Annotated in this window: 19 protein-coding genes; all 19 read right to left on the bottom strand. The window is 53.0% G+C overall.

Features of this window, described 5'->3' with window-relative positions; translation table 11 throughout:
- Positions 1-399: 399 nt before the first annotated feature.
- The 19 genes from DOM66_RS04520 to DOM66_RS04605 all read right to left on the bottom strand — a co-directional run bounded on the left by DOM66_RS04520 (position 400) and on the right by DOM66_RS04605 (position 19,945).
- Positions 400-1,074: a PIG-L deacetylase family protein gene (locus DOM66_RS04520; protein ID WP_110689364.1), complete on the bottom strand. Its 675-nt coding sequence runs from the start codon at positions 1,072-1,074 to the stop codon at positions 400-402.
- A complete protein-coding gene (gene pseI / locus DOM66_RS04525) occupies positions 1,067-2,116 on the bottom strand; it encodes a pseudaminic acid synthase (RefSeq protein ID WP_188115135.1) in 1,050 nt (349 codons plus the stop codon). The genes DOM66_RS04520 and pseI overlap by 8 nt, the downstream gene beginning before the upstream one ends.
- Positions 2,097-2,819: a methionyl-tRNA formyltransferase gene (locus DOM66_RS04530; RefSeq protein ID WP_110689366.1), complete on the bottom strand. Its 723-nt coding sequence runs from the start codon at positions 2,817-2,819 to the stop codon at positions 2,097-2,099. Before DOM66_RS04530 ends, pseI begins: the two co-directional genes overlap by 20 nt.
- Before the next feature lies 1 nt (position 2,820).
- Positions 2,821-3,468, bottom strand: coding sequence for a hypothetical protein (locus DOM66_RS04535; RefSeq protein ID WP_223161896.1), 648 nt, complete (start codon positions 3,466-3,468; stop codon positions 2,821-2,823).
- The gene (gene pseG / locus DOM66_RS04540) at positions 3,458-4,573 is read right to left on the bottom strand and encodes a UDP-2,4-diacetamido-2,4,6-trideoxy-beta-L-altropyranose hydrolase (protein WP_223161898.1); all 1,116 of its coding nucleotides are present in this window, start codon (positions 4,571-4,573) and stop codon (positions 3,458-3,460) included. The genes DOM66_RS04535 and pseG overlap by 11 nt, the downstream gene beginning before the upstream one ends.
- Before the next feature lie 4 nt (positions 4,574-4,577).
- Positions 4,578-5,291, bottom strand: coding sequence for an acylneuraminate cytidylyltransferase family protein (locus DOM66_RS04545; RefSeq protein WP_223161900.1), 714 nt, complete (start codon positions 5,289-5,291; stop codon positions 4,578-4,580).
- Positions 5,285-6,040: an SDR family oxidoreductase gene (locus DOM66_RS04550; protein WP_110689368.1), complete on the bottom strand. Its 756-nt coding sequence runs from the start codon at positions 6,038-6,040 to the stop codon at positions 5,285-5,287. The genes DOM66_RS04545 and DOM66_RS04550 overlap by 7 nt, the downstream gene beginning before the upstream one ends.
- Positions 6,037-6,933 (bottom strand): Gfo/Idh/MocA family oxidoreductase, encoded by an 897-nt coding sequence (locus tag DOM66_RS04555; protein ID WP_110689369.1) that lies wholly within the window; start codon positions 6,931-6,933, stop codon positions 6,037-6,039. Before DOM66_RS04555 ends, DOM66_RS04550 begins: the two co-directional genes overlap by 4 nt.
- Positions 6,933-7,796: an aldo/keto reductase gene (locus DOM66_RS04560; RefSeq protein WP_110689370.1), complete on the bottom strand. Its 864-nt coding sequence runs from the start codon at positions 7,794-7,796 to the stop codon at positions 6,933-6,935. Before DOM66_RS04560 ends, DOM66_RS04555 begins: the two co-directional genes overlap by 1 nt.
- A complete protein-coding gene (gene pseC, locus DOM66_RS04565; protein ID WP_110689371.1) occupies positions 7,793-8,953 on the bottom strand; it encodes a UDP-4-amino-4,6-dideoxy-N-acetyl-beta-L-altrosamine transaminase in 1,161 nt (386 codons plus the stop codon). Before pseC ends, DOM66_RS04560 begins: the two co-directional genes overlap by 4 nt.
- Complete coding sequence (gene pseB, locus DOM66_RS04570) at positions 8,953-9,951, bottom strand: UDP-N-acetylglucosamine 4,6-dehydratase (inverting) (protein WP_110689372.1); 999 nt, start codon at positions 9,949-9,951, stop codon at positions 8,953-8,955. Before pseB ends, pseC begins: the two co-directional genes overlap by 1 nt.
- A 358-nt stretch (positions 9,952-10,309) precedes the next feature.
- Positions 10,310-11,326 (bottom strand): phytanoyl-CoA dioxygenase family protein, encoded by a 1,017-nt coding sequence (locus DOM66_RS04575; RefSeq protein ID WP_110689373.1) that lies wholly within the window; start codon positions 11,324-11,326, stop codon positions 10,310-10,312.
- A 104-nt stretch (positions 11,327-11,430) separates the two neighbouring features.
- A complete protein-coding gene (gene kdsB, locus DOM66_RS04580; RefSeq protein WP_110689374.1) occupies positions 11,431-12,705 on the bottom strand; it encodes a 3-deoxy-manno-octulosonate cytidylyltransferase in 1,275 nt (424 codons plus the stop codon).
- A gap of 14 nt (positions 12,706-12,719) precedes the next feature.
- Positions 12,720-13,547, bottom strand: coding sequence for a 3-deoxy-8-phosphooctulonate synthase (gene kdsA, locus DOM66_RS04585; RefSeq protein WP_110689375.1), 828 nt, complete (start codon positions 13,545-13,547; stop codon positions 12,720-12,722).
- A 9-nt stretch (positions 13,548-13,556) separates the two neighbouring features.
- Positions 13,557-14,300, bottom strand: coding sequence for a hypothetical protein (locus DOM66_RS19475; RefSeq protein ID WP_157958984.1), 744 nt, complete (start codon positions 14,298-14,300; stop codon positions 13,557-13,559).
- 157 nt (positions 14,301-14,457) lie between these two features.
- A complete protein-coding gene (locus DOM66_RS04590; protein ID WP_110689376.1) occupies positions 14,458-16,863 on the bottom strand; it encodes a capsular polysaccharide export protein, LipB/KpsS family in 2,406 nt (801 codons plus the stop codon).
- A gap of 12 nt (positions 16,864-16,875) precedes the next feature.
- On the bottom strand, positions 16,876-17,838 hold the full coding sequence (locus DOM66_RS04595; protein WP_110689377.1) for a KpsF/GutQ family sugar-phosphate isomerase: 963 nt from the start codon (positions 17,836-17,838) through the stop codon (positions 16,876-16,878).
- Positions 17,839-17,851: 13 nt separating this feature from the next.
- Positions 17,852-18,949 (bottom strand): chain-length determining protein, encoded by a 1,098-nt coding sequence (locus DOM66_RS04600; RefSeq protein ID WP_110689378.1) that lies wholly within the window; start codon positions 18,947-18,949, stop codon positions 17,852-17,854.
- Positions 18,950-19,000: 51 nt separating this feature from the next.
- Positions 19,001-19,945: an ABC transporter ATP-binding protein gene (locus DOM66_RS04605; RefSeq protein WP_110689379.1), complete on the bottom strand. Its 945-nt coding sequence runs from the start codon at positions 19,943-19,945 to the stop codon at positions 19,001-19,003.
- Between the last annotated feature and the right edge of the window lie 3 nt (positions 19,946-19,948).

A 19,948-nucleotide genomic window follows, 5' to 3' on the forward strand; every position in this document is an offset into this window, starting at 1 on the left:
TCCATCGCACCATCGCTCTTCCCGAGGGCATCGGCGCTATACGCCGCCCCGGGTTCCCGTAGACGCAAGAATATTAGCAGCCATACAAAAACCATTCAATACAGGTATCGATGCATGCATTTATGTATTGTATGCATTCCTGTTTATTGCCTGCACCTGGCCTCGCGCCTGCGCCCCTCTGCTGACGTGGGCATCTTTGCTCGCGAAGGCTTTCCCTCCGCCATGGCATATAGGCAAACATCAGACAACAAAAGAGCCTTTCCCGTACCGGGTCTGCACCCGGCCGGGAAAGGCTCTCGGCAAAGAGGATCCATGGACGCCGACCGCCAGCCTCAACCCGTGATCAGCTTGCCCCTGACCGGCGCAGTGCATCGCGACTGGTATCGCTCATGGCATACGCTACTGCCTGATGCGCCGGATCTGCATGAAGACCTCGGCCGCTTCCAGACCATGGACGGCACCATTGTGCCGCGCCAGATCCAGCAGATGAGGGATACTCCTCGAGTGCGGGAACGCCCGCATTTCGAGGGCATAGGCCTGCAAGGCAGCTTCTTTGATCGCCAGATAGTATGAGATATCGACAGCGTAACTGGGAAGGAAAGGCACCACGCCCGGACTATTCCATTCCGTGCTGGACATCACCTGAAAGGCATAGATCTCTTTCACACTGGCATGCGGCTGCGGGCGGCAGGCGGTCAAGACCGCCTGGTGCGCCACCCGGTGATCCACATTCAAGTCGCCATAGTGGTGCGTGTAGATGATATTGGGCCGCAGCTCTTCGATCACGGCTTCCAGCGGCTGCACCACCTCGATCAATGGCAGGCTGTCCAGGCGATTATCCGGCAGGTCGAGATAGTAATATTTCTCGACACCCAATAGTTGCCGGGCCGACTCCGCCGCCTGCTGGCGCCGCTCCTGATCCGCAGGGTCAGCGCCGGCTCGCGAACTGGTTCCATCGGCCAGAAACAGCGCATAGACGGTGTCCCCTTCCGCCACATGCCGCGCCATGGTACCGCCGCAGCCGAGCGCTTCATCATCGGAATGCGCCGCCACCACCAGGACGATATTACTCATCGATCAAGTCCCAGGACGTGGCCATGCCCCGCTCGACGCGCTGCTTGACGCGCCTGCCGATGAGCTGGTCGAAGTATTTGGGGGCCAACCCGAAGCCCGGCCTGATGCGGCGAATATGGTCAGCGGTAATCCTCTCTCCAGCCTCCAGATCCTTGACGAAATAGAGGGATCGTCTGAAGTGCCGGTTCCCCGCTTCCGAGGGCTGCCGGTCAAAACCGCGCGCCCCCAGGGCTGACCAGGCATCGAAAGACGCCTGACAAAGTTGCTTCAGCTCATCGGGTTCGATGGAGAATTCACTGTCCGGGCCCTTGTCGTTTCGACTCAACGTGAAGTGTTTTTCGATCACGCAGGCACCGAGCGCAACCGCGGCCACCGAAGCGGTCGTACCCAGGGTATGGTCGGAAAGACCGGGGATGGTCCCGAACCGCTCCGTCAACGCTGGCATCTGACGCAGGTTGGCCTGATCCATCGGCGCCGGATAGCTGCTGATGCAGTGCAGCAGCACCAGGTTTTCACAGCCACCTTCCCGGGCGACGGCGACCGCCTCGGCGATTTCCGATTCGGAACACATCCCGGTAGACATGATGATCGGCTTGCCTTTGCTGGCAATGTAACGGATCAGCGGAAGATCGGTCGCCTCGAACGAGGCAATCTTGTAAGCGGGCGTATTCAATGATTCCAGCAGATCCACCGCTGACTCATCGAACGGGGTCGAAAAGACCGTGATGCCCATGCTGGCCGCGTACTCGAATATCGCCTGATGCCACTCGAAGGGCGTCTCGGCCCACCGATAAAGATCGTAGAGCTTGTAACCGCCCCACAGGCCGCCCTGAATCATGAAGTCATCACGATCACAGTCGATGGTCATCGTATCAGCGGTGTAGGTCTGTATCTTCACCGCGTGGGCGCCGTTGTCATGGGCCGTCTTGATCGTCTCGAGCGCCCGCTCCAGAGAGCCATTATGGTTGGCCGACACCTCGGCGATGATATAAGGCGGGTGACCTTCACCGATCTTACGGCCATCAATTATCGCTGCCATCATTGGCCTCACTCGGTCGTTGATACAGGGTGACGGCAGCCGTCAGCTGAGTGCCATGGTGCTGCGCGTCTCTCAATTCGAGTCTGAACTCACCGTAATCCAAAAAGGCATGGGGATAACCGTCAGCGTCCAGCATCCTGATAAAGTCATAGAGACTACCCAGCTCCAGGGCCTTGGGGATTCGGCTCTGTGCCGGCGTCCGGCGCTGGAAAAGGGTCGGCTCACCGGTCTGGGGCGTCGGCGCTGGCCCGGTCGATATCATCCAGAGCATGATATCCACGCTCAAGGCGCCCGCTCTCAGATAAATCTGCTGCGCGGTGCCGGACAATGACAGATCCCTTTTCGCATAGACCGGGCCGGCGTCCATCTCACCCTCCATACGCAAGGCGCTCAGCTTGGTATGACGATGCCCAGCCATAATCAGATTCTGTAACGGGCTCCCGCCGCGACCGTAGGGCACATCGGTCATGTGGAAGCAGACACACTCGTGGCGGTTCCAGATGGATCGCGGAACGATCCAGCTCCAGTGAAGGAAAAAAATATACCGGGGCGTGATCCGGGTTAATGTCTCCACCAGCGACTCCGGGGAGGAGACCCAGATCCAGTGGGCGTCGGCATCCTCGGACAAGGCGTCGAAATAGGGCCGATGCCAGGTCTTGCAGCTGGCAAATAGATAAGTGGTCTCGTTAGCCTGGCCAAACGACATGTTACCCCTCTGCCTTATGGATCTGCAGCGTGTAGACCTGCCCCTCGATCTCGAAGTAAGCCGGGTATCGCTCGTTGTCGACCACTCTCAACAGATCGAACTGCTCGCGTAGTGGCCTATCGATATCCAGGCGACTGTCGCCGGGGCCGCGGCGAGGGTACCAGGAGGGCTCGCCCTGCTGCCGGTGCGGCGTCAGCTCGTCATATCGATCCACGAACCTCAGACACATCTCCAGCGTCTTATCGCCCTGTCGTGCCCGCCACTCAGCGCACAGTTCATTGCCCTTGAGCTCGATGACATCTTCGATCCAGATATCGCCGGCATCGGGTGCTGCGACGGCTTCGATCAGGCAGACGGGGATGCGATTCTTACCTCCCAGTATCTGCCAGGTCATGGGTGCAAAGCCGCGCCCTTGAGGCAGGCGACTCTCATGCACGACCAGGTTGTGCCGGTTTTTCTGCAACACCTCTTCAGCGACGAGCTTGGTGCAGCCGAGCATGAAGTTGATCCAGCCTGGCCGAATGGCCTCGATGCGCTCACAGAAGGCCGCGTCAAACCCTTTCGCCGTGAGTCTATCGACCAGTCTCATGGCATAAGGTGTAATCCAAGACTCATTGTCGACCAGCACGGTTATCGAACTATTTTTCATGCATTAACTTCCCCAAGCGCTGGGCACCCAACCCATCGCCAATCGAAGCGGCCTTTTCGGACATCTCAGCGAGGTATTCGGGCACGGATAAACAGCGACGGATAACGTCATTCAACTGGGTTTCCCCATGTCCGTCTTGCATACGGATGGCCACAGCAGCGCCGGATCTATCCAGCATGGCCGAGATGAAGCGCTGATTCTCGGCGATCACCAGCAGAATGCTCGGCAGGCCCAGACAGCAGCGCTCCCACGATGTGCTGCCGGCAGCCCCAATCGCCAGATCAGCCTCGGCCATGCGCCGCGCCATGTCGCTCACGTTGGTGACGACCTCGGTAGGTTGCTCGAGGCTCTGCGCCAGCCGGCTCACCTCATCGGTCCATGGCGCAGTGGCGCCCATCACCACCGTGATCCGGCACGTTGCGGGCAGTCCGGCATCGCGCAGGACCCGAAGGACATCCGCGGTGACGTTGTCTTTGTCCACCCCGCCCAGACTGACCAGCAACTGTGACAGCCCTGGCCGGGTGGCGCGCCTTTCCAGACTCGGCTGGCGCCACTCGGCGAACTCCGGGCGCAGCAGCGCATAGTCGGGGCCGACCATCAGGCGGCAGTCTGGCGGCACCAGTCCCGCGTAATCCCCGGCGCGCCGTCCCAGATTCTGATCCAGCAGCAGGTCGGCGATGTGCTCACGATCGGCGAGATCATCGATGACCAGCAGCCGCGTACCCGGCGGACGCACTGCCGACTCCCAGCGCGCGTCCAACGCATAGTGATCCACCACCAGCCAGTCTGGAGCGAGCGACGCTAGTATCGCGGTACTCTCCCGAGCGTCCAACGGCCAGTCGACACCCAACCAGGCCGCGTGGGCAGGCCCCTCAATGGCCCCATCCGAGGGCGGTGCCTCGGCGACCGCGGGCGCCGCTAGCCGAAACACCTCGAACCCCTCGGCTTCGATACGCGCGATCAGATGTCCGGGAAGCTCACGACACAGGAAACAGCACCGCGCCGCGTGATGCTCGCGCAACGCCGCAGCCAGCGTCACGCAACGCATGACGTGCCCGGTACCGATTTCCAGCGAGGCATCGACGCGAAAGGCGATGTCAATCAAAACCTTAACACTCTCTGCTGCTGGAATTTTGAGAAAAAAACGTTCTCGCTAGTGCCAGATCGTCTCCATCATCAATATCCACAGCACTGGCTAGAGAAATAGGCTCAAAAGCATGATTCGGACCATAAAAATCACCACACTCAATTAGCTTTGGTGCTTTGGCCAGCCAGATCGCCCCAGTAGGACAGTAAAGTTCAGGCAGATCTTGGGAACGCGAGGCAGCATACTCTTTAAACAAACGGCTTGGCTGTCCGTCCTCACTTAAAGTAGCCGCCCACCATGGATTCATCCAACCAAACTTAAAACAGCTGATTTGAAAGTCACGCCCTTTTTCCATAAAGCTTTCAATAGAAAGTTGAATATCTATAGAAGAGCGCAGAGGACAATTTGCCATGAGCTGCGCTACAATGCCATAGCTCTCGCCCCAATAGTCCATAGCTTGCCGAAGTGCTACAGTTGTCGCCATACTGACTGGTGAATAGTCATCCGCACAATTCACACGTAAAAAAGGCACCTCGGCGCCATATTCTTTAGCAACCTGAGCAATATCCTCATCATCTGTCGAGACCAACACCCGATCAAAGACACCCGATTGCAAAGCCGCTTCAATTGTCCAGCCAATCATTGGCTGACCCATGAAGTCAATAATATTTTTACCAGGAATACGTTTGGACCCAGCACGAGCAGGTATGATGGCAATATGTTTGCTGGCTACCATAAACACCATCCTCCATCGGCCATAATAGTTTGGCCCGTAATTGCAACATTACCGTCTTGAATCATACTCTCCAAAGGCCCTGCCAGATCAGCCTCTCTTAACATACGCCTGGACGGAGACAAGGCCGCATAGCGTTTTTCGAACTCAGTATCAACTCGCCCTTTCACTCCTCCATAGGCAATGCAATTCACTCGAACCTGTTTCTCAGAAAAGCGAACGGCAAGTTCTTTGGTCAAATGCATCAACGCGGCCTTGGCCACTCCATATTGTATTGGCGACTGGTGAGGATATGCGTCGTACAAGTCTGGATTGGCTGCCACGGCGCCATATTGAGATCCAATATTGGTAATGGTTTTAAGATCATTCGACTGAGAATTGTAAAGCGCCACTGAAAGCTCGTAAGGAACGATGACATCCAACAAATATTCCTGTTGAAATTCTTCGCGATCCGTTTGCCCCATTCCGTTAGTCGATAGAGAACTCAGACTTCGCGCATTGTTGACCAAGTGATTGACAATATGACCGGCATCATGCACCTGCTCAATCAGCTTTATTGCCGCATTTTTTTCCGTTAGATCAACAACGAAGCCTGTCAACTCACCCTCGCCTTGATAATTGGCGATCAGTAAATCGGCTCGACTGCGGCTGGTCGAGGTAAAAAGGACATTCCAACCTCGTTCAACGAAGTGGGAGACAAAAACGCGGCCAAACTTTCCCGTACCGCCCGTAATCAAGATTGTCTGGGTCATGATCTACCTTGTTCAATAAGCGATACAACTCTCGAGTGGTGCTCCTTAGGTGACTGCACCGTATTGTTTTCGATCCCCCTCACAAAGTCTTCAAGCGCCTTTTTGAACGCCGGGAAGGCATCCGTAAAAAGGAGTTCTTTCCACCCCTTCGTTCCGTGCAGCCTTATCGATATCGGGGCCACGGCGTCACCAGTTGCTACAAAACTTGTTTGGATGCCGCTTTTCCATAAGACCGACAGCATGGCACCTGTGGTTCCATGGTCGCCACTCACGCGAGAAGAAGTTTCGGGTACATCTTCACTCGGCAAAAATCGTAAACTCGGCTCTATAACATGGACAGCATACTTATCCCAAGATTTTGGCGTCGTAGCAATAATGCTTCGAATTTCGCCCAACGCCAACGATTCCTCAGCACTCAATCTTAACTCATCGCCATAAGAGAGTGCAGAACAGCTAAATATCTGACCAGGGTATTGTTCCAGATCGTAGAGATAGCCCAAGTCATTCAAACTCAATGCTATCGGCTTATCTATATAGACAGGAACTCCCGCCTTGAGAAATGGCGCGGCATATTTGTAATGATTCTCTGCATCGTCTCTTGCCAGCAACAGGCCATCAACCATACCGATCATGTCATTGGGATGACTCACCACTGTTGGTATTCTGGCTGCACTGGCCACTTTATTAGACAGATTTTGGTCCTGAGTCCAGATCGAAGTCACCCTAGCAGAAGATAGCTGGCTTTCCGGCCAAGTCTGACGCTCAAGATAACGAGGTATGACAGGGAACCCACAGGCTTCCATGGCCGCTTTATCGTAACCATTAAAGATCGCCCCCCAAGAATAAGGGTGGCCATTTCCACTCGACAAACCAATCATGCCCAGGTTAAGCATTACAACTTCCACATAGACGGATTAATCAGAGCTTCATCGTGTGAACACAGAGATGCCGGAGGTTTTATTTGATGAGAACATATGCTGGCAAGAATATCTTCAAGCTGGTTTTGGCAAGTCACACCGACGACGACCTTATCTATTTGAGGTCGTTGAACGAGACAACCCAAGCAAGCTTCCAACAGTGATATATTCTCATCACGGCACCATTCTTCGATGCGTAAAAATAGATCAGACCATGGCTTGAAAAATGCAGGCCTATCGTCTTTGCGCATTAAAAGCAACCCTTGCAGGAACGCCGATCGAATATGGACTTCAACCCCTGAGTGCTTCAGCTTATCTAACCACCCGGACTCGCGCATGCGCTGGTCGATAATATTCATCGGCGCCTGCACCATATCAAAATCATATCTTGAAAAAAGTTTCTCCAGCTCTTCTGGCCCGTATACAGAAATACCTATCTTTTTGACAACTCCACGCGCCTTGAAATCACAAAGCGCATTATAGACGTCCTGCCCATTACGCTCCATAAGATCCAAAGGGCGGTGAAGCAAGAGGCCATAGAGGCTAGATCGATTCAACTTCCTCAGAGAATTCTGTATATGGGTAGCCACCCATTCCCCGGCGTTGCTATCGTGAAAATCTCTAGGTGGTAGCTTAGATACCACATCAAAATTCTTGGTACCAACTCGCCCTAACAGAGACTCACTTTCACCATAACTGACCGCGGTATCCAGAGTCGTCACGCCAGCCCCATGCGCAATATCTAAAATGCGCCTCACATCTTGTAACCTCACCTTACCAGCGCTATTAGCAACGCCATAATTCATGCCAAACTGTACGGTTCCGAGCGCTATTTTCATTTCCCCAGCACCTCTGATAGCGCGCGAATTACTGCGTCCTGCTGCGACTCACTCAGGGTCGGGAACAGCGGCAGGCTAATCGCCTCGGCGTAGTAGCGCTCCGCCTGGGGGAAGTCTCCGTCGCCAAAACCGAGCGCTCGGTAATAGGGCTGGGTATGCACCGGGATATAGTGCAGATTGACACCGACACCACGCGAGCGCAGCGCCTCGAACACCTCTCGGTGAGAGGCCGACATCCGCTCCAGTTCGAGACGAACGACATAGAGATGTCGGCCGGAGTAGCCATCCGGATGCTGCCAGGGTGTCACCACTGGCAAATCGGCCAACGCCGTGTCATAGCGCGTCGCCAGGCGATGTCGCTCGGCCACGTAGGCATCCAACCGCTCAGCCTGGGAAACACCCAGCGCGGCCTGAAGTTCGGTCATGCGGTAGTTGAAGCCCAGCGCGATCTGCTGGTAGTACCAGGGGCCGTCGACCTCATGAGTCATGGCGGCCGGATCGCGCGTAATCCCGTGGCTGCGCAATAGCGTCATTCTCTCGGCCAGACTATCGTCGTTGGTCAGTGCCATGCCCCCTTCCGCGGTGGTGATGATCTTGACCGGATGAAAGCTGAACACGGTGATATCGCTGTAGCGACCGCTGCCGATGAACTCCCCCTGATACTTGCCGCCGACCGCGTGCGAAGCGTCTTCAATGATCCGGAAGCCGAAGCGCTTACCCAGGGCATGGATCGCCTGCATCTCGCAGGGCTGGCCGCACAGATGCACGGCAACCACCACCTTGGGCAACCGCCCCTGGCGCTCTGCCTCTAGCAGCTTGGCCTCCAGCGCCTTGGGGCAAAGGTTGTAGGTTCTGGGATCGATATCGACGAAATCGACACTGGCACCGCAATAGCGGCCGCAGTTGGCGGAGGCCACGAAGGTCACCGGGCTGGTCCAGAGCCAATCGCCCTCCCCCAGGCCCAGTGCCAGACAAGCGATATGCAGCGCCGAGGTGGCACTGTTGACCGCCAGCGCATGCCGGGCGCCCACGTGGGCCGCGAGGGTGCGCTCGAACCGCGGCACCTGTGGCCCCTGGGTCAGAAAGTCGGACTGCAACACCTTGAGAACGGCATCGATATCCGCCTGATCGATCTCCTGTCGGCCATAAGGAATCATCAGATGGCTCCGATCTTGTCCCAGTTGCGCTCGATCCATGCTTGCAACTGCGCATCGGTCATCCACTCGGCGTTGTTATGGCTCGAGTAGTTGAATTTCTCCGCCACCCGGGTTCCCCCCTTGATACGATTCACATCCTGATCCCACTTGTTGATTGCGGGCAATATCTTGAAATGATCAGGATACTCGTAGGTGTGAAGCGCATCCTCCTCCCCGATCATCTGCTCGTGCAGCTTCTCGCCGGGCCGGATGCCGACGATCTCCTGCCGGGCGTCAGGCGCCACCACCCGCGCCAGATCGGTCACCTTCATTGACGGGATCTTCTTGACGTAGATCTCGCCACCTTCCATATCCTCGAAGGCGTGCCAGACCAGCTCGACCCCCTCCTCCAACGAGATCATGAAACGGGTCATTCGCGGATCGGTGATCGGCAGCACGCCCTTGTCCCGCATCGAAAGGAAGAACGAAATGACCGACCCCCGGGACCCCATGACGTTACCGTAGCGCACCACGGAGAAGCGCGTCTCGTGGCCGCCGGCATAGGAGTTACCCGCGACGAACAGCTTGTCTGAGGTCAGCTTGGTCGCCCCGTAGAGGTTCACCGGGCTGCTCGCCTTGTCCGTGGAGAGCGCCACCACCCGCTTCACGCCCTTATCGATACAGGCATCGATCAGGTTCATGGCGCCCAGGACGTTCGTCTTGACGCACTCGAAGGGGTTGTACTCGGCGGTAGGCACGATCTTGGTGGCGGCCGCATGGACGACGTAGTCCACCCCATCCAGGGCGCGATAGATGCGGTCTCGGTCTCTGACATCACCGATGAAGAAGCGCACCCGCTCATCACCCGCGAACAGCTTGGCCATCTCCCACTGCTTCATCTCGTCACGCGAATAGACGATGACCTTGCGGGGGTTGTACTGGCTCAGCACCATGTGCAGGAACTTGTGACCGAAGGAGCCGGTGCCACCCGTAACCAGGATCACAGAATCATTGAACATCCTTTTTTACCTCGGGCCGCTTCGCCACACGCCGCCCCACTCACGCAGGTATCGGCATCCTGCGCTCATGCTACTGCCTGGCCCCGCGTTCAAAGCGGCAAACAAACCACCCTCAGGGGAACAAACCCACCTTTCGCGCCCGAGTGACGCCTTCCACCACACCCTCTCCACCGAAATCCCCCCTGCAAGAGCGGGCTTCGCTCGCGAGGGATGGGCCCATCAGGCCGGGCGGTATCCAGAACGCAGAACAAAAAAGAGCCTTTCCGGTGCCGGGTCTCCCCGGTCGTGAAAGGCTCTTTCGGCGGTTTCTCGACGACTGCTTACCACCGAAAACCCCAGGTTTCGGGCTGGCGACGACTCAGATGCGCTTGCGCGGGATCACGTGCCAAGAGGAGCGCCCCCCCTTGGCCGCGGCCCGGGCATCTTCCTTGAGACGCATGCGCTGGAGCACGCGATACTGCAGCCGGTTGAAGTAGTCGAACCCCAGCCCCGGTAGCGGTACGAAAGGATTGGTTCGGCTCATGCCCCATAGCGCCAGGCGCGAACTGCCGGGCTCGGCCTCGCCCCGCGCATGAATGCCGAAGGTGTTGGCGATCAGCAGTGTGTTGCCCTTGACCCGGAACGCCTGCGGCCCGCGATTACCCAGGCGCTGCGCCTCTTCGGCACTGACCCGGAACGAGCCCCGTGCGGTGTAGCTATCCGCGTGTTGGCGCGCACGCACGCTCATCTCATACTCCCACTTCAGCCGCTCCCGGTGCGGCCGGTTGGACCCAGGAACGAACACGAAAGGCCCATTGTGGTCGGTGACATCTTCTAGGTAGAGCCAGAATTTCATGGTCGGCTGGAAGGTATCTACGTGCAGGTTCTTCTGCGGGTCGCGCTTGTGCTCCTCGGGGCGATCTCCATTGTGCACGTTCTCGATATGGCAGATCGGCAGGCGTGCATGCCCTGCGCAGTAGCGGAACAGCCGCTTCAAGGCCGGGTCTTCCAACACCGCCTTCACCTCCGGCAACTGCGCGACCACCTCCGGCGCCAGCAGAATGCGGTGGGTGTCGGTATCGCCCTGGCAGCACTCGCGGATTTCCCCCTCATAGGCGCGCACCGCCGCCACCAGCGACTCGAACTGTGCCGGCGGCAGATAGTTCTCCTTGAGTACATAGCCCTCGCGCTGGAACGCGACCCGATCTACCTTGGGCACGCCGGGCGCGAACATCGCCATGCGCAGGCGCGAAATCCAGTAGGCCAGCCACACCCTGGCCGCGTGCAGGCCCCAGCGGTTGAGCCGCTCACTGCCGAGCACCGGGTTGCCCTTGAACGACTTGGCGCCGGTGAAGAGCTCACCGAGCCAGAGGGGATACCGCAAGACTCGTTTCATGAAGGCGCCCTCCCTGGGCAACACGGTGGTTTATGCAGCGTACCAACTGCTCGGCATCAAGCAGATTGAGAAGATCGAGCTGCAGAGAAGTGATTCAGCACTACTTACTGGGACATCGTCTGCATGACACGGCGATAGCCTGCTTCGGACTTGAACACATCTGCCTTGCCCTGAGCCGTGAGTATGCGATCGGCCAGATGCCGCAAGGCACCCGCCCCTCCCAGCACGGGCAGCACGCCGCTGGCCGCGCTGGCGACATAGTCCGGCGCATCGCTCACCGTATAACTCAGGCCGCAGGCGGCGAAAGCTGGCAGGTCGATGGTGTCGTCCCCCAGGCACACCGTCTGCTCAGACGAAACACCCGCTTGCGCCTGCAATTGACGACAGGCGGCTGCCTTATCCTTGATGCCATATAGCCCCAGTTCGATCCCCAGATCGGCGGCGCGCTTGCGCAAGGTGGCAGAATCTCGGCCCGAGAGAAACGCAACCTGCACCCCACAGGCAATCAGCATCCGAATACCCAGACCGTCGCGCACGTGGAACTGCTTGGCGGACTCGCCGGCTTCGGTGTAGTGCAGCCGGCCGTCAGTGAGGATGCCATCGATATCGGTAATCACCAGCTTGACCTGGGCCAACGGATCGGCGGGCTGATAGGGTTGGCCAAGGAAGTACGCGCGGACACGCTCCAGACACTCGGGGGTATCTACCCCCGGCCCGGTCGGCTCAACAGTCACCGCCCGGATCGTCATGCCGGCGTGCAGTAGTCGAAGCTGCTCCAGCACTTCAGCCCGCTCCACCATCGGTGAAGTCAGACGGCCGTAGGCCTCGAGCACCTCACGCCGATAAGCGTAAACACCAACGTGTTTGAGATAGCTCGCCTCATCGGCCTCGCGGGGGAACGGGATCGGCGAGCGACTGAAGTAGAGCGCGTCGCCGTTTTCCCGTAGTACCACTTTCACGCAGTTGGGGCTCTGCGCCTCTTCCGCCGATACTGGGTGGCACAGCGTGCCCACATGAACCTCAGGGCCAACTCCGGCCATCTCGGCGGCCAGGCGCTCGAGATCCGCCGGGCGCACCAGCGGCTCATCGCCCTGAACGTTGATGTAGAGATCGGCTTCGACCTCGCGCATCACCTCGACCAGGCGATCCGTCCCCGACACATGGTCGGCGGACGTCATGATCGCCCTGCCGCCAAAGCCGGCGACACACTCCACCACCCGCTGGTCGTCGGTCGCAACCCACACGGCATCGACGTTGCTCACCTCACTGGCACGCTCGTAGACGTGCTGGATCATGGGCTTCCCGGCGATCTCTGCCAGCGGCTTGCCCGGCAGACGGCTGGAGCCATAGCGAGCGGGAATGACAATGACGGTTTTCACAAGGCGCCCCCGGCTCAATCGATCTGCAGCTTGGGCAGCGACTTGACCGTGTCGTCGATCGCTTTGATATGAGTCAGGAACGGCTCCAACAGATGCAGCGGCAAGGCACTCGGCCCGTCACACTTGGCGTTGTCCGGGTCCGGGTGGGATTCCAGGAACAGACCGGCGAGCCCCGTTGCCATACCGGCACTGGCCAGCTCGACCACCTGCTGGCGACGCCCTCCCGATGCGGCGCCGCCCGGATCGCGCTGCTGCAGTGCATGGGTCACATCGAAGATGATCGGTAGATCCCCGGAAACCTTCTTCATCACGCCGAAACCCAGCATATCGACCACGAGGTTGTCGTAACCGAAGCAAGTTCCCCGGTCGCACAGCATCAGCTGCGAGTTGCCCGCTTCATTGAACTTCTCGACAATGTTGAGCATCTGCGAAGGACTCAGGAACTGCGGCTTCTTGATATTGACCGGTTTACCGGTCTTGGCCATGGCAACCACCAGGTCCGTTTGCCGCGCCAGAAACGCCGGTAGCTGAAGAATATCGGCCACTTCTGCCACCGGGGCCGCCTGCCAGGTTTCGTGGATATCGGTAATGACCGGCACGCCGAACTCAGACTTGATCGCCTCGAAAATCTTCAGCCCCTCTTCCATACCCGGCCCGCGGTAGGAGTGGATAGATGAGCGGTTAGCTTTATCGAAGCTTGCCTTGAAGACGTAGGGAATCGACAGCTTGTTCGTCACCTCGACGTAGTGCTCACAAGCCTTGAGCGCCATATCGCGGGACTCGAGGACGTTGACACCACCTAGGAGAGTGAAAGGGGTAGAGTTTTTAATTTGCAAATTCATATTACGACCTCAAGACCAAGCAATATTTGAATGAATGATGCCAGCGTAAGCTGCGTATTGAGCTTGCTGAAAATGCTGTTTATCTTTGGTTTGAAATGGTTTGCGAACATCCAAACATGGAATATTCAAGACGGCAGAATGCCCAAAAAGGCGCTGATACTCTTTGGTTCGCGCAACTCTTGACCGATCTCCCGCGTACGTATTGTATGGAAAATTAATAAAGACGAATTTGCTTTTGGGAGCAATAGAAACAAACAAGCTCACCACTTTTTCCATATAATAAGCACCCTCTTCCGGGGCCAAATACTCACCAAGGCTAAAATCTTTAAAGGTATCACCCCAGCCATGAAGAGCAATAAAAAAAGGATCAGGAAAACCAGATGACTCAGAGAAGGCAAGCCTCGCAGCCAAATCCATATAATTGTCCATTACAACCAGATCCGGCTGTGAGCCAAGGGCGTCAAACAATTGCATCCCATTGCTCAGACGGTGTTGACCTACTTTTTCTTTAGTTTGATTTTCAAGAATACGCTTTATATTAGCATCAGCTTTTGCTTTGGATAAATCCAGGCTATCAGTTCTTTGTATTAAATTATTGAGACCATCAAAACCCATTTCTTTCGAAGCAAATCTTTTATAGAAGACATCTGAGCGATTGTGATAAACGCTACTTATAACCTTTCCACCAAAAATTTTTACGTAGTTACCTGCCGTGTATCTTGAAAGACAAGAACCAAAAGTCACGACGTTCATATCTGCCCCCCTAAAGCAAAGACATTCCAGAAGCGAATTTTAACACATTATAGATCAATGGCAGCTGCCGACATCATAGCCGCACCTCTTAACAAATCAAACATCACACGCTCATTACAACGTGTTCCGTTTCGATCAGCCATCAGAGAGTAAGAAATCAAACAGACACGGCAGAGCAATTTCGTTGACTAGAAATATAGTCAATTAAGTCTTCGATTTCACATGCAACTTCTTTTCGCGGATCGCAATAGCGGGAGAGCTCTATGTAAGCAACATGGAATATTTCCACTACGCTTCGCTCTCTCTTTCGGCGTTCAACTACAACCTTATCTGTGGTGACTCCCCAGTTTGAATAAAAAGGAGCTCCGTAACAACGCACCTCTTTGCCCGACATTAGAGCCTCAAACCCAAGACCCGAGGTAACTACGAAGACTTCGTCTACAGCATCCAACAGGCTGTAAGGATTAATATCATAATCGATTAAATAAACATTGCTCATATGCTTAGTGAAGGCCAAAGACTCATTATTGTAATAACTACCTTTACCTCCACCAATTGAATCAGGGTGCTGCTTTATAATTATATCACAGTTCGAACGATCATTAATTGCATCCAGTAACATCTGATTAAAGCTTGTCTCATTAGCCAAGCCTTTCTCGACTGACTGATCGCCTTTTCTTTGGTCAACCAATAGAACTTTCTTTCTTCCTGGTGTTCCTATCGAGAACGGTACAATTGGAGCATGGTTATATTTCGAGATGCGCTCTCGCACTATTCTTCCGATAACTTCCTCAGCTCTTTGCCTTTGTGGCTCTGTAAGCTCAAGGGTTGAATTCAACAATCTTTCCATTCTGGATGCTTGAGTTGCATCGTAGTAACTCGTTGTATCATCCAAAATCAAAGAGAGGCCTGGCTCTCCTTTCAACCCTATGTTAACCGAGCGAATAAAGCCATCCTCGATATAGGCCATTTGACGACCTAACGCATTCTTCACTTGTCTCTGACGCTTTTTAGTATTAGCAGGTGAGATACCCCACTGCAAAAATAGATCAACGCTAGCAAGTTGCAGAATACTTTTCATTCCATGGCCACTAAAAACCCTTTGATTTGCATTTACAAGCTGGGGTAAATATTTCTGTATAGTACTCCAAGAATTTTCCGGAGAGTGTATACCAACAAGGTCAATACGCTCTCTATTGAACAGCTTTTCAAGGGAAGTGCTTTGCATAGAAAAGTCTTCTTTGTTTTCCACAAAACACTTCAAATAATCCTTAATTCTGACGCTCGACAAGCCATCAAAACTGCCATTTGAGAATTGCTTGGAGGCCCATTTTAACCCTTCACTATCAGCCTCAAACCCATTTACCAAATAATCCTCAAGTGTAAGCACAACCTGCTCGTGATTCCGTACGATAGGAAATTTACACTTCTCCCATATTTGCTTGAACTCCACATACTTAGTGGATATTGGCATACGCCCCATTAAAAGCCCCTCAAACAGCATGGTGCTATTAACTGAAGCAACCACTTCAGTGTGATTAAGGGCATCTTCTGGAGACACTAAGTAGCAAACAGCATCATCAACAGCCGCGAAATTTGCTTGGATTATTTTTTGATAAAGCTCGTGGCCGAGAATATCATCCTTCGATGGTGGCAAACGAACGATAAGTTGCATAGACAGCTCTTCAGCTGCTTTCAACAAATCCGATATAGATTGTCGTTGTGATTCTCTAGCCAAACGAGTGTTGAGCTGCGAATCTAGAGGTTGGGAGGCGTAAAGTATCGTTTTTTTGCCTGGGCTCAGCCCAAATAAACGATAGAACTGAGAACGACTAAGCTTGGACCGGTAGTTGATATATTTATCGAACTTGGGGGCACCTACTGCGCGATATCTGTCTTCAGGAAACCCTCTTTCTAGAAAAATACCTTTTTGAAGATCCCCCCACCCTAAAACAACATCAGCAATGGGTTGCGAGGCGAAAGATTTAGGATCCCAATAATATTTATCCCGGCTAACAAATACAGATTCATGGGGTATTAGAATTCTTGGAATTGAAAGCTCTTCACAAAGATAAGAAATAATCCTCATCACAGGCGGCCAGTCGAACGTGAATACAATACCTGCCACTCTATCCATTATCGGCACTAATCGTTTCGCGATCATTTTTCTATACAACTCAGGGTTTTCACGAGCAAACCACAGTACAGATCGACGATTGGAACTAAGATCTCTTATAAAATCAAGCGGGGCTAGCGCATAGTGATAATCACCACCCACAGCATTTATCAACGCATTAGAATGTTCGGTGATCCAAGGAATGTAGAGTATAACAGGCTTACCACTATTAAGCGCATTACGAAGTTCTATGCCCGGATCAGAGCGAAACCATTCTGGAATCTCAATGGACTTCTTGGCTACCGAGTTATTACTTACAGCAGCTTTTGCGCTTGGTTTTTTAGGGGTGTTGGATGCTGAATTTTTATTTTGCCGAGCCAGCTTTTTCTTTTTTGCATCTTTGAAAAACAAAACCGGGTGTTTGAAGAACTTTGTAACTTTACTCATTGTGATCCTCGCTTACGCGTCAAAACTCTTGATAACACCAACTGGCTCATTTTGAAAATCGACAACGATTAACGATGTCAGTCGCTTTTCACGCATTAAATTCTCGCATTCATACATATTAGTACCAACTGGAACTACGGTAGGCATCCTGCCCATAATTTGTTCGGCAATCAAAGCATCGGTGGAATGGTACTTTTCAATAGCACGACGGAGATCACCGTCCGTTATAACCCCGACAAAATTATCGGAGTCCGACCGAACACAAACAATACCAACGCCGCCCTCATTAATTTCGTGGACAACATCTGAAAAGTTAATCTTATCGGAAACCACTGGTATCGGATGCATAAGCTCCTGGACTTTCGTCAACAACTTCCTTCCTAAGGAACCACCAGGATGAAATTTGGCGAAGTCCAATGGCATAAATCCGCGAAGATTCATGAGCGCAATTGCCAAAGAATCACCCATCACAAGAGTTGCTGTAGTGGATGTGGTAGGAGCCAAGTTATTTGGACAGGCTTCACGTTCAACAGAAACATCCAAATGGACATCGGCAGAAACAGCCAGCGTAGATTGACTGTTCCCGGTAATTGCTATACTTTTTGCTTCAATATGTTTTAAATAAGGCAACAACTTGACTACTTCATCTGTTTCACCGCTATAAGATATCAAAACCACTAAATCATCTGGCCCTATCATACCTAGGTCACCATGATAAGCTTCCCCAGGGTGCACAAAAAAACTCGGCGTCCCAGTAGATGCTAAAGTAGCCGCTATCTTTCGACCTATGATGCCTGATTTCCCCATGCCCGAGACAATTACCTTCCCGGAACAATCATGCATCAATTTGACTGCTTCGGAAACTTCTACATTTAGAGAGTCACCAATCACACGCAACGCATCAGCCTGATCATAAAATACATTGCGCGCGGCTTCTAAAGCTTCATCAGGGGTTAAGGACGCTTCGACTTCCATGTTAACCTCAATTTTAATCTCGATGATCTTTAACTATGAGCACGATCATATTTGCGATCAATGCCAAGAATATTGATATCACCGAAAAAACCACAATGTTGTACAACCTCTCAGGTTGCTCCGGATATTGAGGCAGCGTGGGCGATTGCAAAGTTGACAATTGTTTCAATTTCCTTGCAGCTTCAACTTGGGTGTTTTGCAAGGCAGAAAGTGCACCAGAATAACTTTCCTCTGCAAATTTTGCCTGCAATTGCAAACGTTGATATTCGGACGAAACGGCATTAAGCGCATCACCAGATTGCGCTGCGAGACGTTGTTTTTCCTGTCTTATCTGATTTTCAAGAGCGGAAATTTGGCTATTGATTTTTATGATTTCAGGAGAGGTTGCGCTCTGAAAACTGGCAAGAGCAGTGCGCTGCGCCTTCAACCCAGCTAGTTGACCTTCCAATCGAGCCACGACCCCACTCAAACTTTCCACAGTCCCGGTAGGTGAGACTAAACCATTTTCGTTCTGATATGACAAAAGCGCCTGTCTAGTTTCCTGAAACTTGACTTGCAACTGATCCACCTGCTGCTGTAAAAATTTTACTTGTTCTTCAGCTAGACGTCGCCCCATGTCATTCATATGTTCTTCGCCGCGTTCAAGCAACAGCTTGGCAATGAGATTTGCCTCTTGCGGAGTAAATGCTTCAACGTCAATTCTCAATACTCCAGCGTACTCATCCAACTCCACTGAGACTCGCTTCAGATAATAGTCATGCAGCTCCTCCAACGGCGCATCTTCGCTCTGTAAGCGGCTAAAGTAATCACCATTGCTTGCATAATGTCGTCTAAAGCCCGCGTGGTCTACCAAGTACTGAAGCATATCTACGGAACGCAAATAGTCTCTCAATAGCAACATGTCAGAATTGCTGTTAGCGCCACCGCTAAGTAAAGAACTAAAACTCAAGCTAGGTGCGGAGATCTGGGGGCTCTCTAACACAACGTGAGCATGAGAAACATATCTATCACTTGCCCAAACTGCCCAATAAAAAGCAACAAGAATTATGGCCAGGAAGCACAAGAACCAATGCAAGTGTTTTTTACACTTATTGAATAAGTCTAATTTCATGAGCCTTACTTCTTTACTCCAGAAATGGCAAACCGAAAAGAGCAGCTTTAACTATTTCTCATCAAGCTCGGCTTTCAAGCTTCTAAGAGCGTGATGGCGACGCTTAACCTCGCGACGATTCCTTTTCAATGTCACACGCTCAGCTTCAAGATCACGTTTAGAGCTCGGACTTGACTCTGACTCAAGAAGGTAGTCAACAATTATTTGTCGCTTGTATATCTTTGCGCTTTCTCGTCTGAGAGATTTTAGCTGCTCATCCACTGAGGCTAGGTCTGTTGGCAATGCGAAATCGTCTTCGAGATCATAATCGTCATCCTCATCCGCAACGTCCGTTACTAAACCACTTGATTGGTGATATGCGGTTATTGCATCATCAATTTTATCATACCAAGTTGCACTTCCTTCGTTAACAAATATCCCAGCCTCACACATTTGACGAAGACTGCCTTCACCATGAGACACCATGATCAAGCTTGCATGATCGATTCTTTTTTGGAATGCTTCGCGAGCTTTGGCTTTAAAGGCACGATCGCCTACCGCAGTAGCCTCATCAGAAATATAGATATCAAAATCAAAAGCTAACGATAAGCCAAAAGCTAATCGCGAGCGCATCCCCGAAGAGTATGTATTTACTGGATCATCAAAAGCCTTCCCAATCTCAGCAAAACTTTCAACTTCTTTAATAAGACTAGCAACGCTTTTCTTTATTCCATGAATACGCGCCACAAATTTTACGTTCTGACGCCCTGTCATGGAGCCTTTAAATCCTCCCGCAAGACCAATGGGCCATGATACCCGACCACGTCTAACTACACGCCCCCGGTCAGGAACATCCATCCCACCGATTAGTCTTAAAAGAGTAGACTTTCCAGCGCCATTTTTTCCTACAACCCCCACACTTACACCATCAGGGATGATAATATTTACATCTTTTAATACCCACCCCCCACCAAACGGACCATGGTAGCGCTTATATAAATTCTGAATCTCAATCACTTA

The organism is Salinicola endophyticus (assembly GCF_003206575.1).
Classification (GTDB): Bacteria; Pseudomonadota; Gammaproteobacteria; order Pseudomonadales; family Halomonadaceae; genus Salinicola; species Salinicola endophyticus.

Coding starts and splice junctions, on each gene's coding strand:
- DOM66_RS04595 (WP_110689377.1), bottom strand. CDS start 17,838: ATGGAAGTCGAAGCGTCCTTAACCCCTGATGAAGCTTTAGAAGCCGCG.
- DOM66_RS04520 (WP_110689364.1), bottom strand. CDS start 1,074: ATGAGTAATATCGTCCTGGTGGTGGCGGCGCATTCCGATGATGAAGCG.
- DOM66_RS04560 (WP_110689370.1), bottom strand. CDS start 7,796: ATGAAAATAGCGCTCGGAACCGTACAGTTTGGCATGAATTATGGCGTT.
- pseI (WP_188115135.1), bottom strand. CDS start 2,116: ATGATGGCAGCGATAATTGATGGCCGTAAGATCGGTGAAGGTCACCCG.
- DOM66_RS04590 (WP_110689376.1), bottom strand. CDS start 16,863: ATGAGTAAAGTTACAAAGTTCTTCAAACACCCGGTTTTGTTTTTCAAA.
- DOM66_RS04545 (WP_223161900.1), bottom strand. CDS start 5,291: ATGGTAGCCAGCAAACATATTGCCATCATACCTGCTCGTGCTGGGTCC.
- DOM66_RS04555 (WP_110689369.1), bottom strand. CDS start 6,933: ATGCTTAACCTGGGCATGATTGGTTTGTCGAGTGGAAATGGCCACCCT.
- pseB (WP_110689372.1), bottom strand. CDS start 9,951: ATGTTCAATGATTCTGTGATCCTGGTTACGGGTGGCACCGGCTCCTTC.
- DOM66_RS04575 (WP_110689373.1), bottom strand. CDS start 11,326: ATGAAACGAGTCTTGCGGTATCCCCTCTGGCTCGGTGAGCTCTTCACC.
- kdsA (WP_110689375.1), bottom strand. CDS start 13,547: ATGAATTTGCAAATTAAAAACTCTACCCCTTTCACTCTCCTAGGTGGT.
- DOM66_RS04550 (WP_110689368.1), bottom strand. CDS start 6,040: ATGACCCAGACAATCTTGATTACGGGCGGTACGGGAAAGTTTGGCCGC.
- DOM66_RS19475 (WP_157958984.1), bottom strand. CDS start 14,300: ATGAACGTCGTGACTTTTGGTTCTTGTCTTTCAAGATACACGGCAGGT.
- DOM66_RS04530 (WP_110689366.1), bottom strand. CDS start 2,819: ATGTCGTTTGGCCAGGCTAACGAGACCACTTATCTATTTGCCAGCTGC.
- DOM66_RS04600 (WP_110689378.1), bottom strand. CDS start 18,949: ATGAAATTAGACTTATTCAATAAGTGTAAAAAACACTTGCATTGGTTC.
- pseC (WP_110689371.1), bottom strand. CDS start 8,953: ATGATTCCTTATGGCCGACAGGAGATCGATCAGGCGGATATCGATGCC.
- DOM66_RS04535 (WP_223161896.1), bottom strand. CDS start 3,468: ATGAAAAATAGTTCGATAACCGTGCTGGTCGACAATGAGTCTTGGATT.